12 protein-coding genes are annotated in these 14,512 nt (G+C 71.4%); 8 read left to right on the top strand and 4 right to left on the bottom strand.

What is annotated here, in order from left to right:
• Nucleotides 1–3 precede the first annotated feature (3 nt).
• Together HII36_RS00750 and HII36_RS00745 are read left to right on the top strand one after the other, a co-directional pair.
• Nucleotides 4–990, top strand: a complete 987-nt coding sequence (locus HII36_RS00750) for a COX15/CtaA family protein (RefSeq protein WP_328807536.1) — start codon at nucleotides 4–6, stop codon at nucleotides 988–990.
• Between the two features lie 62 nt (nucleotides 991–1,052).
• Nucleotides 1,053–1,760, top strand: a complete 708-nt coding sequence (locus HII36_RS00745) for a SanA/YdcF family protein (RefSeq protein WP_236003053.1) — start codon at nucleotides 1,053–1,055, stop codon at nucleotides 1,758–1,760.
• On the opposite strand, the gene HII36_RS00740 is transcribed toward HII36_RS00745, so the two are convergent.
• The 3 genes from HII36_RS00740 to HII36_RS00730 all read right to left on the bottom strand — a co-directional run bounded on the left by HII36_RS00740 (nucleotide 1,736) and on the right by HII36_RS00730 (nucleotide 4,971).
• Nucleotides 1,736–2,929, bottom strand: a complete 1,194-nt coding sequence (locus tag HII36_RS00740; protein ID WP_173521041.1) for a PrsW family intramembrane metalloprotease — start codon at nucleotides 2,927–2,929, stop codon at nucleotides 1,736–1,738. The two genes, HII36_RS00745 and HII36_RS00740, sit on opposite strands and share 25 nt — an antisense overlap.
• A 17-nt stretch (nucleotides 2,930–2,946) precedes the next feature.
• On the bottom strand, nucleotides 2,947–3,885 hold the full coding sequence (locus HII36_RS00735; RefSeq protein ID WP_328807535.1) for a cation diffusion facilitator family transporter: 939 nt from the start codon (nucleotides 3,883–3,885) through the stop codon (nucleotides 2,947–2,949).
• A 141-nt stretch (nucleotides 3,886–4,026) separates the two neighbouring features.
• Entirely contained in the window at nucleotides 4,027–4,971 is a 945-nt protein-coding gene (locus tag HII36_RS00730) for a heme o synthase (RefSeq protein WP_173521039.1), read from the bottom strand.
• Nucleotides 4,972–5,309: 338 nt separating this feature from the next.
• Between HII36_RS00730 and tkt the strand changes: the two genes are divergently transcribed.
• The 6 genes from tkt to pgl all read left to right on the top strand — a co-directional run bounded on the left by tkt (nucleotide 5,310) and on the right by pgl (nucleotide 13,434).
• Nucleotides 5,310–7,340: a transketolase gene (gene tkt / locus HII36_RS00725; RefSeq protein WP_236003059.1), complete on the top strand. Its 2,031-nt coding sequence runs from the start codon at nucleotides 5,310–5,312 to the stop codon at nucleotides 7,338–7,340.
• Between the two features lie 6 nt (nucleotides 7,341–7,346).
• Entirely contained in the window at nucleotides 7,347–8,438 is a 1,092-nt protein-coding gene (gene tal / locus HII36_RS00720; protein WP_173521037.1) for a transaldolase, read from the top strand.
• Nucleotides 8,438–10,027, top strand: a complete 1,590-nt coding sequence (locus HII36_RS00715; protein WP_173521133.1) for a glucose-6-phosphate isomerase — start codon at nucleotides 8,438–8,440, stop codon at nucleotides 10,025–10,027. Before tal ends, HII36_RS00715 begins: the two co-directional genes overlap by 1 nt.
• Nucleotides 10,028–10,030: 3 nt before the next feature.
• The gene (gene zwf / locus HII36_RS00710; protein ID WP_236003052.1) at nucleotides 10,031–11,665 is read left to right on the top strand and encodes a glucose-6-phosphate dehydrogenase; all 1,635 of its coding nucleotides are present in this window, start codon (nucleotides 10,031–10,033) and stop codon (nucleotides 11,663–11,665) included.
• Nucleotides 11,666–12,580 carry a glucose-6-phosphate dehydrogenase assembly protein OpcA gene (locus tag HII36_RS00705; protein WP_173521036.1) on the top strand — a complete coding sequence of 305 codons (915 nt, stop codon included), beginning with the start codon at nucleotides 11,666–11,668 and terminating at the stop codon, nucleotides 12,578–12,580.
• A gap of 80 nt (nucleotides 12,581–12,660) precedes the next feature.
• Nucleotides 12,661–13,434, top strand: a complete 774-nt coding sequence (gene pgl, locus HII36_RS00700; protein WP_173521035.1) for a 6-phosphogluconolactonase — start codon at nucleotides 12,661–12,663, stop codon at nucleotides 13,432–13,434.
• Between the two features lie 10 nt (nucleotides 13,435–13,444).
• On the opposite strand, the gene add is transcribed toward pgl, so the two are convergent.
• Nucleotides 13,445–14,449 carry an adenosine deaminase gene (gene add / locus HII36_RS00695; protein ID WP_173521131.1) on the bottom strand — a complete coding sequence of 335 codons (1,005 nt, stop codon included), beginning with the start codon at nucleotides 14,447–14,449 and terminating at the stop codon, nucleotides 13,445–13,447.
• Nucleotides 14,450–14,512 lie beyond the last annotated feature (63 nt).

Genomic DNA, 14,512 nt, shown 5'->3' with positions numbered 1-14,512 from the left:
GACGTGAAGCTACCCACGGACCACCCCAACCCTCTCGTGCGCCGGCTGCTGTCGTTCTGGGCACCCACCCCGGCCTCGCTGCGGGGCTGGGCGCTGGCGGCCGTGGTGGCGAACGCGGGCATCACGCTGACGGGCGCGGTGGTCCGGGTGTCGGGGTCCGGGCTGGGCTGTCCGACCTGGCCCAAGTGCACACCCGACAGCTTCGTCCCGGTGGCGCACGACGACATCTCGTGGGTCAACATGGCCATCGAGTTCGGCAACCGGCTCTTCACGTTCCTGGTGCTGGCCGTGGGCGCGGCCTGCCTGATCGCGGCCATGCGCCTCAGGCCGCGCCGCGCGTCGCTGGTGCGCCTGGCCTGGCTGCAGCCGGCCGGCATCGTGGCGCAGGCGCTGTGGGGCGGCGTGGTGGTCAGGACCGCGCTCAACCCGTTCACGGTGGGCATGCACTACCTGCTGTCCATCGGGCTGATCGCGGCCTGCTGGATGCTCTACGCCCGCGCGGGCGAGGGCGACGGCCCTGCCGTGCGCGTGGCGCACCGCGACGTGCGCAGGCTCGGCTGGGTGCTGCTGGCGGCGGTGTTCGCGCTGCTGGTGGCCGGCGTGGTGGTCACCGGCACCGGGCCGCACTCGGGCGACGTGCTGGCCTCCCGCTTCGACCTGGACATCGAGGCCGTGGCGCGGCTGCACGCCGACATCGTCTACGTCGTGGTGGGGCTGACGTTCGCGCTGCTGTTCGCGCTGCACGTGAGCGACGCGCCCAGGAACGCGCGCCGGGCGGCGCTGGCGCTGTTCGCGGTCGAGCTGGCCCAGGGCGTGATCGGCTACACCCAGTACTTCCTGGCGGTGCCCGCGTTCCTGGTCGGCCTGCACGTGCTCGGTTCGACGCTGGTGTGGATCGCGGCATTGAACGCGGTGACGTCGCTGCGCACCCGGGGGCAGTTGGAGGCCGATTCGCCCCGCTCCCCCACCGAAGCGGCCGCCGCCGTCTGATCGCATATGCCAGGGTATGAGGGGAAAGGTCGGCCCCTCCCCCGCCCTGGAAGGCGTGCGATTTGCTGCGAAAAGTCCGCCCCACCCGCCGGACGCTGCGGCGCGCGTACCAGGCCCTGGTGGCGGTCAGCGTGCTCGCGCTGGCCCCGATGACGTGGGCCTGGCTCGACAGCTCGCCGCACCGCGTGGTGGCAGGCACCGACGGCTGGCTGGCCAGGGTGCCGCCCGCGCAGGCCGCGCTGGTGCTCGGCGCCGGCCTGTTCGCCGGACAGCCCTCCCCCATGCTGGCCAGCAGGCTGGAGATCGCCGCGCGGCTCTACCACGGCGGCAAGGTGCGCGCCCTGCTGCTGTCGGGCGACAACAGCCGCGCCGACTACGACGAGCCCACCGCCATGCGCGACTACCTGCTGCGCCTGGGCGTGCCCGGCTCGGTGATGGTGCTCGACTACGCCGGGTTCGACACCTGGGACTCGTGCGTGCGGGCCAGGAAGGTGTTCGGCGCCGAGCGGGTGACCGTGGTCACGCAGGTCTTCCACCTGCCCAGGGCGGTCGCCCTGTGCCGGACGGCGGGGCTGGCCACGTACGGGGTGGGCGACGACTCCACCAAGCGGTGGGCGGCCGCCACCTACGTCTACGCCGCCAGGGAGCTGTTCGCCACCGCCAAGGCAGCCGCCGACGCGCTGGTGCTGCACTCCGACCCGGTCTTCCCCGGCCCGGCCGAGACCTCGCTGCGCCGGATCCTGTCTCAGCCCGGCGCGCCAGGCGCGTAACCGGGCGGCGGCGTGCCCTGGGCGAAGGTGCGGGCGTGCACGCTGGGCACCGGGAACCCGGAGCGGGCCGTGCTCATGCACTCCAGCAGCGCCCGCTGCTCCACGTGGAAGGTCCGCTCGTCGATCATGTGGCGGCCGGCCCGTTCGTGCAGCAGGCCCAGCTCGGTCGCGGCGAGCTGGTAGTCGCGCATCGCGCGCAGCCCGGGCTTGCCGCCGTACGCCTTGGCCCACTGCCTGGCCTGCCTGCGCCTGGGGAAGGTGGACAACATGTAGATGTCGGCCTGGCTGACCAGCTTGGTCGGCTCGTACGGCGGCAGGTAGCGCTGGATGAGCGCGACGATGCGCCGCCGGTCCCTGAACACCACGCCGATCATCACCAGCAGCACGACCAGCAGTGTCAGGTAGGCCACCACGAGCCCGGGGATGCCGCCGTAGGAGGCCAGCCCGTTCCACAGCCCGTGCAGCAGCATCGCGCCCGACCAACCGGCCAGCACGTAGACCACCCGCTCCGGCCCGTTGCGGGTGGCGGCGTAGGCCACGCCGACGCCGATCATCGAGGTGAACAGCGGGTGCGCGAACGGCGACAGGATGCCGCGCAGCACCACCGTGACCGCCAGGCCCTTGACGCCGAGGTCGGAGTTGAGCGCGTTGATGTAGTAGCTGACGTTCTCGCTCATCGCGAAGCCGAGCCCGACCATGCTGGCGTAGATGATGCCGTCGGTGGGCCCGTCGAGCTCGGCCCGCCTGAACCTGAGCAGCCCGAGCAGCACCAGGCCCTTCATGGTCTCCTCGACCACGGGCGCGCCGAAGGTGGCGGCGATGTTGCGCGCGCTGGCCTCCGACAGCTTGGCCGTGTCGATGATGTAGTGCAGGTTCAGTGAGTTGATCACGCCGGCGACCAGCACCGCCACGCCCGCGCCCCAGGCGAAGGCGAAGATCAGGTTGCTGCGCGGCTCGGGCTCCATCCGGTCCAGCGCCAGCACGGCGGCCAGCAGCAGCGGCACCGGGGCCAGCGCGAGCACGAGCGCGATGAAGAACTGCACCGGAGCGCCGTTGAGCACGTCGAAGGAGAACGAGACCAGAGCGCAAATGCCGGTGATGACCAGCCCGATGATCAACGTGAACGAGGGGCGGTCCTTCAACACCCAGCGTGGATCACGGGACGCCATACGGTGACTTTAACGGATCAGGCATCCGCTGTCCTTCCGAGGTGGTCCTCTCGCCGGTGCCCGCCCTGGTGGCTGGGGCCGTGCGGATCGGCGCAGTGATCGGCCGCGCCCGGGCTGCCGTGGTCGACCTGGAGCGTGGTGTGGCCGATGGCGAAGCGTTCGTGCAGCAGGTCGGCGAGCCTGGCGCGCACCGGGTGGCAGTCGGCGCCGCGCGCCACGAGCACGTGCGCCGACAGCGTGGGATAGCCACTCGTCACCGTCCAGACATGCAGGTCGTGGACTTCCACCACGTCCGGATCGGCGGCCAGGACCCGGCCGATCTCGTCCGGGTCGAGGTCGCTGGGCGCCGCCTGCAGCAGGACACGGGCCGAGTCGCGCAGCAGTGCCCAGCCGGCCTTGAGCATGAGCGCGGCCACGATCAGCGCGGCGACCGCGTCGGCCTGCCTGATGCCGGTCAGCCACACCACCAGGCCGGACACGGCGGTCGCGACGAAGGCGTACAGGTCGTTGAGCACGTGCTGGAAGGCGCCTTCGACGTTGAGCCCGCGCCGGTCGGAGCGCGACAGCAGCCAGGCGGCGGCCGCGTTGACCGCGATGCCCGTCACCGCCGTCACCAGCACCACGGGGCCGACCACGGCGGGCGGGTCGAGCAGCCTGGCCACGCCCTCGTAGAGGAAGTACGCCACCAGCAGGAGCAGGGTCACGCCGTTGATCTGCGCGGAGAGGATCTCGGCCCGTTTCCAGCCGAAGGTGTAGGCGCCGCGGGCGGGCCTGGCGGCCATCCGCATGGCGACCAGCGCCAGCGCGATGGCGAAGGCGTCGGTGAGCATGTGGGCGGCGTCGGAGATCAGCGCGATCGAGTGGGCGAGCACGCCGGCCACCACCTCGACCGCCATGTAGCCGACGATCAGCGCGAGCGCCCCGGCCAGGCGCCGCCTGTCGGCGCCCTCGCGCACAGCATGGCCGTGCCCGTGCCTATGCCCGTGCCCGGCGCCCATCTACGGCCCGTCAAGACCCGCGGCGACCCCTGAAGTGCCCATCACGCGTTCACTGTAACGACGCGGTAAAGCCGCCGCAACAGGCGGTCAGGAAAGCCGTCAGGCCAGCAGCGGATCGATCGCGACGGCCAGGAACAGCAGCGCCAGATAGGCGTTCGACCAGTGGAAGAAGCGCATCGGCCGCAGCTCCACCCCGGTCTTGCCGGAGTTGAGCCTGGCCAGCAGCCGGTGCACCTCCCACAGGCACATCACGCCGAGCACCGCGGCCACCGCCGGGTAGAACAGCGTGGTGCCGGCGACCGGCCACAGCAGCAGCGAGCACGCCACGGTGGCCCAGGTGTAGGCGATCGACTCCAGGATGACCCGGCGCTCGGTGGCCACCACCGGCAACATGGGCACCTCGGCGGCGGCGTAGTCCTCCTTGTAGCGCATGGCCAGGGTCCAGGTGTGCGGCGGCGTCCAGAAGAACACCACGCCGAACAGCACCAGCGGCGCCCAGTCGAGACGCTCGGTGATGCCGGCCCACCCGATCAGCACCGGCATGCAGCCAGCGATGCCGCCCCACACGATGTTCTGCGCCGTACGGCGCTTGAGGATCATCGAGTAGACCAGGACGTAGAACAGGATCGCCCCGGTGGACAGCACGGCGGCCAGCCAGTTCGTGGTCAGCCAGAGTCCAATAGTGGACAAAATCCCCAAGATGATGCCGAAGATCAGCGCCCCGCGCGGCGACACCTGGTGCCTGGCCAGCGGGCGGCGCCGGGTACGGCGCATCTTGACGTCGATGTCGCGGTCGACGTAACAGTTGAGCGCGTTGGCACTGCCGGCGGAGAGGGTGCCGAAGACCATGACCGACACCGAGGTCCACAGCGGCGGCAGCCCACCGGCCGCCAGGAACATCACCGGCAGCGTGGTGATGAGCAGCAGCTCGATGATCCGCGGCTTGGTGAGCGCGATGTAGGCCTTGACGACACTGCCGATCGTCCGCGGCGCCTCCGGCGCGGGAGCCGGGGCCGTCGCCTGCCTGTTGGTCAGCACCGTCAAGGCGCTTCCAGCACGTGCGGAGTCAACGCGTAACCTCTGATTAGAGCGAATCCGTGGATGGGCGCCGTGGCGCCCCTGCGAACAAACAAACTGTAGTCGCAGGGTCGGCCGGTCCGGCCAATGGGGGGCTTGAGCCATTCGTGGACACGCGAGAGTGGAATGGGAATCGATCGTCAGCTCCACTCGGTTAGGGTCCGGTGTGGGCGGGATAGCCAAACCGGTACCACCTCAAAGACAACTAGATTCCGGAGATCGAGCACTTGAGCACCGAACTCGTGCCAGCCCTCGAATGGACCGACCTCGACAAGAAGGCCGTCGACGTCGTTCGAGCCCTGGCGATGGACGCAGTGGAGAAGGCGGGCTCGGGTCACCCCGGCACCGCAATGAGTCTGGCGCCCGCCGCGTATCTGCTGTTCCAGCGCGTGATGCGGCATGATCCGACCGACCCCAACTGGCTCGGCCGCGACCGTTTCGTGCTGTCGTGCGGGCACACCAGCCTGACGCTCTACATTCAGCTCTACCTGTCCGGCTACGGCCTGACCCTCGACGACCTGCGCCGCCTGCGCCAGTGGGACAGCCTCACCCCCGGCCACCCCGAGCACGGCCACACGGCCGGCGTCGAGACCACCACGGGCCCGCTGGGCCAGGGCCTGGCCAACGCGGTGGGCATGGCGATGGCCGCCCGCCGCGAGCGCGGCCTGTTCGACCCCGACGCGGCGCCCGGCACCTCGCCGTTCGACCACAACATCTGGTGTTTCGTCAGCGACGGCGACATCGAGGAGGGCATCAGCCACGAGGCCAGCTCGCTGGCCGGGCACCAGAAGCTGGGCAACCTGGTCGTCGTCTACGACGACAACCACATCTCCATCGAGGACGACACCCTCATCGCCATGTCCGAGGACGTGGTCAAGCGCTACGAGGCCTACGGCTGGCACACCCAGAGCGTCGACTGGACGGCCGGCGGCGAATACCACGAGGACGTCCAGGCGCTCTACGACGCGCTGCTGGCGGCCAAGGCCGAGACGGACCGGCCCTCGTTCATCCGGCTGCGCACGATCATCGGCTGGCCGGCGCCCAACAAGAAGAACACCGGCAAGATCCACGGCTCGGCGCTGGGCGCCGACGAGGTGGCCGCCACCAAGGAGGTGCTCGGCCTGGACCCGGGCAAGACCTTCGACGTGCCCGCCGAGGTGCTCGCGCACGCCCACGAGGTGGCCCAGCGCGGCCGCGCCGAGCACGCCGAGTGGGAGAAGGGCTACACGAGCTGGCGGGCGGGCAACGCCGATCGGGCCAAGGAGCTCGACCGCATCTCCCGCCGCGAGCTGCCCCCGGCCTGGTACGACGCGCTGCCGGAGTTCGAGAAGGGCGGCTCGATGGCCACCCGCAAGGCCTCGGGCGAGGTGCTGAGCGCGCTGGCGCCGGTGCTGCCCGAGCTGTGGGGCGGCTCGGCCGACCTGGCCGAGTCGAACAACACCACGATGAAGGGCGAGCCGTCCTTCGTCCCCGACGAGTACCAGACCAAGGACTTCCCGGGTAACCGGTACGGCCGCACGCTGCACTTCGGCATCCGCGAGCACGCGATGGGCGCCATTCTCAACGGCATCGCGCTGCACGGCGGCACCCGCCCGTACGGCGGCACGTTCCTGGTCTTCTCCGACTACATGCGCCCGGCCGTGCGCCTGGCCGCGCTGATGAAGCTGCCGGTCACGTACGTGTGGACGCACGACTCCATCGGCCTCGGCGAGGACGGCCCCACCCACCAGCCGGTCGAGCACCTGTGGGCGCTGCGCGCGATCCCCGGCCTCGACGTGGTCCGCCCGGCCGACGCCAACGAGACCGCCTACGCCTGGAAGGCCGTGCTCGAGCACACCGACAGGCCCGCAGCGCTCGCGCTGACCAGGCAGAACCTGCCGGTCTTCGAGGGCACCAGCTGCGACGGCGTGGCCCGCGGCGGCTACGTGCTGCGCGAGGCGTCCGACGGCATGCCGCACGTGATCATCATCGCCACCGGCAGCGAGGTCGAGATCGCGGTCGCCGGCCGGGAGCTGCTCGAGGCCCAGGGAATCCCCACGCGAGTGGTCTCGATGCCGTGTGTCGAGTGGTTCAACGGGCAGGACATCGCTTACAGGCAGACTGTTCTGCCCTCGGCGATCAGGGCTCGGGTCGCGGTCGAGGCGGGAATCGCGCTCGGCTGGCACGAGTTCGTCGGTGAGTGCGGCGAGGTGGTCAGCCTCGAACACTTCGGCGCGTCGGCGCCGTACAAGACGCTGTACGAGCAGTTCGGGCTGACGGCGGAGCGCGTGGCGGCGGCGGCCAAGGCGAGCCTCGCCAAGCTCGGTCAGGACAAGGGCGAGACGACGGGAAACTGAACAACCATGAGTGAGATCCTGAACAACCTGTCCGGCCAGGGCGTGGCCATCTGGCTCGACGACATCAGCCGCGAGCGCCTGCGCAGCGGCAACCTGGAGCAGCTCATCCGGGAGAAGAACGTGGTCGGGGTCACCTCCAACCCGACGATCTTCGCCGGTGCGCTCAGCAAGGGCGACGCCTACAACGCCCAGCTGCACGACCTGGCCGTGCGCGGGGTCAGCGTGGACGAGGCGGTGCGGGCCATCACCACCTACGACATCCGCTGGGCCGCCGACGTGCTGCGCCCGGTCTACGACGCCAGCGGCGGCGTCGACGGCCGCGTCTCGCTGGAGGTCGACCCGCGTCTGGCGCACGAGAGCGACCAGACCGTGGCCGAGGCCCGCGCGCTGTGGTGGCTGGTCGACCGGCCGAACCTGTTCATCAAGATCCCGGCGACGCTGGCCGGCCTGCCCGCGATCACGCAGGCCATCTCCGAGGGCATCAGCGTCAACGTCACGCTGATCTTCTCGCTGGAGCGCTACCGCGCGGTCATGGACGCCTGGCTGGCCGGTCTCGAGGCGGCGCAGGCCAAGGGCCTGAACCTGGCCACGATCGAGTCGGTGGCCTCGTTCTTCGTCAGCCGCGTCGACACCGAGATCGACAAGCGCCTCGACAAGCTGGGCAAGCCGGAGCTGAAGGGCAAGGCCGGCATCGCCAACGCGCGCCTGGCCTACGCCGCCTACGAGGAGGTCATGAACTCCGAGCGGTGGCAGCGCCTGCGCGCGGCCGGCGCCCGCCCGCAGCGGCCGCTGTGGGCCTCGACCGGCGTGAAGAACCCCGACTACTCCGACACGATGTACGTCGACCAGCTCGTCGCCCCCGGCACCGTCAACACGATGCCGGAGAAGACGCTCGACGCGACGGCCGACCACGCCCAGATCACCGGCGACACCGTGCGTCCGTTCTACGAGCAGGCCTGGAACACCATGGCCGCGCTCAAGGACGCCGGCGTCGACTACGACGACGTGGTGAAGGTCCTGGAGGAGGAGGGCGTGGAGAAGTTCGAGGCGTCCTGGAACGAGCTGCTCGAGAGCGTCAGCAAGAACCTGGTTCCGTGATGGAGGTCTCCTACCGCGAGGAGGAGGTGGCGCAGCTCGCCTCCTCCGTCGCGGGGCGGCTCGTCGCCGCCGGCGTGCCCGGGCGGCTCGCCGGCGGCGATCCCAGCCTGTGGGGCGAGGGCGCCGGGGTGCGGGCCGGGTTCGGCCCGCCGCCGCACGCCGCTCGCGAGCTGCTGCCCGAACTCGGCGAGCTGGTCGCGCGCGCACGCAAGGGCGGGCTGACGAACGTGGTGCTCGCCGGAACCGGCGACGCGGCGGTGGCGGCCGAGGTGATCTGCCAGAGCGCCGACGTGCCGCTGACCGTGCTCGACACCTGCGACCCCGGTCAGGTGCGCCGCGCCCTGGCCGAGGGCCTGGAGTCGACCACGCTGGTGGTGTCGGGTTCGGGCGTGGAGACCGACGCCGTGCTACGCGTTTACGAACAGGCGTTCCGCGCGGCGGGCATCGAGCCCGCCGCGCGGATCGTGGTGGTCGCCGAGCCCGATTCGCCGCCGGCGATCGCGGCGGGGGCCTCCGGCTACCGGGTGGTGCACGCGGCCGGGGGCGGCGGGTCGGCGCTGTCGGCGTACGCGCTGGTGCCGGCCGCGCTGGCGGGCGCCGACGTGGCGCGGCTGCTCGACGACGCCGGCGAGGTGCTGCCGCTGCTGTCGCTGGAGAGCGGCAACCCGGGTCTCGACCTGGGCGCCGCGCTGGGCGGCGCGGCGCTGAACGGGCGCGACAAGCTGGTGCTCGAAGACCAGCTGTCGGCCTTCAACGGGCTGCCCGACTGGATCGAGCAGCTCCTCGCGGGCGCCACCGGCAAGTCGGGCCGGGGCATCCTGCCGGTGGTGAACTCCGACCCGAACCGCACCAGCGACGAGCTGGTCGTCGGCATCGAGTCCGACGTGGGCGACGTGCGGGTCGACGGCCCGCTGGGCGCGCAGTTCACGGTGTGGGAGTACGCCACGGCGGTGGCCGCGCTGCTGCTGGAGGTCGACCCGGCCGGGCGGCCCGACGCGGCGGAGTCGCGGGAGGACGCGGCCGCGCTGCTGGCCGCCGCCGAGCCGCCGATGAGCGTGCTCGCGCTGACCGACGGCCCGGTCGAGGTGTACGGCCCGGTCAAGGCGCACGACCTGCCCGGCGTGCTGGGCGAGCTGCTGCACGCCATCCCGGACGACGGCTACCTGTCGATCACCGCCTGCCTCGACCGGATGGCCGCCTTCGACGCGCCGGTGCCCGACGGCGCCGACTTCGAGCAGATGACCGACGCGTGGATGATGGCCGACCCGGCCACGCTGCGGGCGCTGCTGGCGATCAGGACCGACCGGCCGGTGACGTTCGGCTGGGCGCCGCGTTCGCTGCGCGGCAGCGGCCAGTACCACCTGGGCGGGCCAGGGAACGGCGTGCACGTGGTGATCACCGGGGCGGTCGGCCAGGACGAGGACGTCGACGTGCCCGGCCGCCCGTACACCCTCGGCCGGCTCCAGCTCGCCCAGGCGCTCGGCGACCTGGCCGCGCTGGAGAGCCGCGGGCGGGCGGCCGTGCGCCTGCATCTGACGGACCGCGCGGCGGGTGTCGCGCGTTTGCTCGAAGCAGCACAGGAGGTTTGAACGATGACCGATCCGGCAGCTCCGTCGGAGGCGGAGGCCGCGGCGGCGGCCTCGGAAGAGGAGGAGGTCGCCGCGGTAGCGGCGGCCGTGGCGGGCACCTCCACCACACTGGAGGTGGCGGCCGCCAACCCGTTGCGCGATCCGCGCGACAAGCGGCTGCCGCGGGTGGCGGGGCCGTGTGTGATGGTGTTGTTCGGCGTGACCGGTGACCTGGCCAAGCGCAAACTGCTGCCGGCGATTTACGACCTGGGCAACCGCGGCCTGCTGCCGCCGGGTTTCTCGCTGGTGGGATTCGCCAGACGCGATTGGAAGGACCAGGATTTCGCCCAGTTGACGCACGACGCCGTCAAGGCGCACGCGCGCACGCCTTTCCGTGAAGAGGTCTGGAAGCAGATCCTCGAGGGCATTCATTTCGTGCCCGGCGAGTTCAACGACGACGGCGCCTTCGACGCGCTGGCGATGGCGTTGGCCGAGATCGACCAGACCAGGGGCACCGGCGGAAACTACGCTTTCTACCTGTCGGTGCCGCCCAAGTTCTTCCCCGTGGTGGTGGAGCAGCTCAAGCGCACCGGGTTGTCCGACGCGCCCGAGGGCTCGTGGCGGCGCGTGGTGATCGAGAAGCCGTTCGGCCACGACCTGCAGTCGGCGCACGAGCTGAACGAGATCACCACCTCGGCCTTCCCGGAGAGCTCGATCTTCCGCATCGACCACTACCTGGGCAAGGAGACGGTCCAGAACATCATGGCGCTGAGGTTCGCCAACAACCTCTACGAGCCGATCTGGAACCGCAGCTTCGTCGACCACGTGCAGATCACCATGGCCGAGGACATCGGCATCGGCGGCCGGGCCGGCTACTACGACGGCATCGGCGCGGCCCGCGACGTGATCCAGAACCACCTGCTGCAGTTGCTGGCGCTGGTGGCGATGGAGGACCCGACGTCCTTCGACGCCAACTCGCTGCGGCGGGAGAAGGAGAAGGTGCTCAACGCGGTGCGGCTGCCGGCCAACCTGGCCAGGGGCACCGCGCGCGGCCAGTACTCCGCCGGCTGGCAGGGCGGCGAGAAGGTGGTCGGCTACCTGCAGGAGGAGGGCATCTCGGCCGACTCCATCACCGAGACCTACGCCGCGATCAAGCTGGAGATCGCCAACCGGCGGTGGGCGGGAGTGCCGTTCTACCTGCGTACCGGCAAGCGGCTGGGCCGGCGGGTGACGGAGGTGGCGGTGGTCTTCCAGCGCGCGCCGCACCTGCCCTTCAGCAAGGACGACACCGAGATCCTCGGCCAGAACGCGCTGGTCATCCGGGTCCAGCCGGACGAGGGCATCACGGTGCGGTTCGGCTCGAAGGTGCCGGGCACGGCCATGGAGGTGCGCGACGTCTCCATGGACTTCGCCTACGGCGAGTCGTTCCTGGAGTCGTCTCCGGAGGCGTACGAGCGGCTGCTGCTCGACGTGATGATCGGCGATCCGCCGCTGTTCCCGCATCAGCGCGAGGTCGAGCTGTCGTGGAAGATCCTCGACCCGATCGAGGAGTTCTGGACCACGCAGGGGCAGCCGGAACCGTACGACTCCGGTTCGTGGGGGCCGGAGTCGGCCGACGCCATGATGCAGCGCGACGGGCGTACGTGGAGGAGACTCTAAGTGACCACTTTCATGTTGTCCGACACGACCGCGGGGAAGATCTCCGCGCAGCTCACGTTGCTGCGGCACCAGATGGGCGCGCCCGCGATCGGCATGGTGCTGACGCTGGTGGTGGTGTGCGAGGAGCGCGACCAGTACGACTCCCTGCGCGCGGCCAGCGACGCGGCCCGCGAGCACCCCTCGCGCATCCTGGTGGTGGTCCAGCGTGAGCCGGACGAGCCGAACAGGCTCGACGCCGAGCTGCGCATCGGCGAGTCCACGCCGGGCGAGATCGTGGTGCTGCGCCTGTACGGCGAGCTGACCCAGCACGCCGACTCGGTGGTCAGCCCGCTGCTGCTGCCCGACACCCCGGTGGTGGCCTGGTGGCCGGGCAAGGCCCCGCAGGTGCCGGCCAGAGACCCGATCGGGGTGCTGGCGCTGCGCCGCATCACCGACGCCAAGGGTTTCGACGACGGCGGCATCGAGGAGCTGAAGTCGAAGGCCAAGCACTACACGCCGGGCGACACCGACCTGTCGTGGGCCAGGCTGACGCCGTGGCGCAGCCTGCTGGCGGCCGCGTTCGACCAGCCGGTCGGCGAGGTGGCCGAGGGCGTGGTCGAGGCCGCGGCCGGGCATCCGAGCGCGCCGCTGCTGGCGGCGTGGCTGACCGAGCGGCTGGGCGCGCCGGTCACCGTGGCCGACTCTCCCGGGCCCGGGCTGACCGCGGTGCGGCTGCGGACCTCCGACGGCGAGCTGTCGGTGGTCAGGAGCGACGCCAGGCTCGCCACGTTGTCGCGGCCCGGGCAGCCCGACAGGAACGTGGCTCTGGCCAGGCGCAACACCTCGGAGCTGATGGCCGAGGAGCTGCGCAGGCTCGACTCGGACGAGACGTACGAGGCGGCGGTCAAGCGGTTCGCGCGCACGTACCCGTTCTGAACCCGGCGGGGTTCCGCCGAGTAAGGTGGCCGGGCGCCGTGATCGGCGCCCGGCCTTTCATGTCGATGGAGAGAAGTGTTGTGAGCGTTCCTAACGTTGTCGTGCACCGCGACGCCGATGTGCTGGCCAAGGCGGTGGCGGCGCGGATCATCACGCGGCTGGTCGACGTGCAGTCGGCCAAGGGGTCGGCGTCGCTCGTGCTGACCGGCGGCTCGGTCGGCATCGCCACGCTGGCCGCGATCGCCGCCACGCCCGCGCGTGACGCGGTGGACTGGCGGCGGCTCGACGTCTGGTGGGGCGACGAGCGGTTCCTGCCGGCCGGCGACCCGGAACGCAACGAGACCGGCGCCCGTCAGGCGCTGCTCGACCAGGTGGACCTCGATCCCGAGCGGGTGCACGTGATGCGCGGGCCCGACTCGGGGATGTCGGCCGAGGAGTCCGCCGACGCCTACGCCGCCGAGCTGCGTGCCGCGGCCCGTCCGGAGGACCACGGGCCGGTGCCCGGCTTCGACGTGATGCTGCTCGGCATGGGCCCCGATTCCCACGTGGCCTCGCTGTTCCCGGGCATGCCCGCGCTGTACGACACGCGTTCGGTGGTGGCGGTGCACGGCTCGCCCAAGCCGCCGCCCACGCGCATCTCGCTCACGCTGCCCACGATCCAGGCGGCGCGCGAGGTGTGGGTGGTGGCCGCCGGTGAGGAGAAGTCGGGCGCGGTGCGCCTGGCGCTGTCCGACTCCGGCCCCGTGCAGGTGCCCGCGGCCGGCGCCAGGGGCCGCAGCCGGACGTTGTTCCTGCTGGACCGGGCCGCGGCCGGCAAGATCCCGCCGGAGCTCGGGCGGCTGGCCTCGCCGTGACCCTCCGGGCTCAGCCCGCGGCGGCGGCCAGGTCGTCGATCTCCTGGAGAAGCGCGGCCTTGCGCTCGCCGGGCAGGTAGGAGGCGGTCACGCCGTTGCGGGCGAGCCCGGCCAGCTCCGGCACGCCGAGGCCGAAGACGCGCGCGGCGAGGCGATACTCGTCGGTCAGGGTGGTGGCGAACATCGGCGGGTCGTCGCTGTTCAGCGTCACGAACAGGCCCTCGTCCAGCAGGCGCGGCAGCGGGTGGTCCTCGATGCGGGCGATCTGGCCGGTGCGCAGGTTCGAGGTGGGGCAGACGTCCAGCGGGAGCCTGGTCTCGCGCAGGTGTGCCACCAGCCGCGGGTCGGCCAGGCAGGAGATGCCGTGGCCGATGCGCTCGGCGCCCAGGCCCTCGATGACCTCCCAGATCGTCTCGGGGCCGGTCATCTCGCCGCCGTGCGGGACGCTGTGCAGCCCGGCCGCCCTGGCCGCGGCGAACGCGTCGCGGAAGGCGTCGCGGTAGCGCGGCCTGGGCTCCTCCATGCCACCGAGGCCGAAACCTACCAAGGCCGTGGGAGGTTCGCTCAGCGCGTGCTCCAGGGTGATGCGCGCCGCCTCCTCGCCGTACTCGCCCGGGATGTCGAAGATGTAGGTCAGCTCGATCCCGTGCTCGCGCAGCGACCCCGCGGCGGCCAGGTTCAGCGCCTCGGTCACCTCGCGCATCGGCATTCCGACCCGATGGTGCGAGTACGGGGTGACCTGGAGCTCGACGTACCTGCCGCCCTGTCCCGCCAGGTCTCTGGCCAGGCCGAGCACCAGCGTGGCCACGTCCTCGGGGGTGCGGACCAGCCGGTTGACGGCCTGGTAGACCCGGGCGAAGTCGGCGAAGTTCCTGAAGGTGTAGAAGCGCCGCAGTTCTTCCTCGTCGGTGGGCACTTCGCTGTCCGGGTGCCGGCGCGACAGTTCCAGCACGGTCGGCACCGAGGCCGAGCCCACCAGGTGCACGTGCAGTTCCACCTTGGGCAGGGCGGTGATGAAGGCTTCGAGCGCCGGGGAGGGCGCCGGGGAGGGCGGCGGCGTGAGTGGCGGGGAGAGCGT

Source organism: Nonomuraea antri (assembly GCF_013283785.1).
Taxonomy (GTDB): domain Bacteria; phylum Actinomycetota; class Actinomycetes; order Streptosporangiales; family Streptosporangiaceae; genus Nonomuraea; species Nonomuraea antri.
Note: the sequence above shows the minus strand (reverse complement) of the source record. Positions and strands in the feature narration are given on the sequence as shown.

What these genes read in the sequence shown, in the direction of transcription:
- HII36_RS00715 (WP_173521133.1), top strand. Translation starts at nt 8,438, where the DNA reads ATGGAGGTCTCCTACCGCGAGGAGGAGGTGGCGCAGCTCGCCTCCTCC.
- HII36_RS00740 (WP_173521041.1), bottom strand. Translation starts at nt 2,929, where the DNA reads ATGGCGTCCCGTGATCCACGCTGGGTGTTGAAGGACCGCCCCTCGTTC.
- tkt (WP_236003059.1), top strand. Translation starts at nt 5,310, where the DNA reads ATGGACGCAGTGGAGAAGGCGGGCTCGGGTCACCCCGGCACCGCAATG.
- zwf (WP_236003052.1), top strand. Translation starts at nt 10,031, where the DNA reads ATGACCGATCCGGCAGCTCCGTCGGAGGCGGAGGCCGCGGCGGCGGCC.
- tal (WP_173521037.1), top strand. Translation starts at nt 7,347, where the DNA reads ATGAGTGAGATCCTGAACAACCTGTCCGGCCAGGGCGTGGCCATCTGG.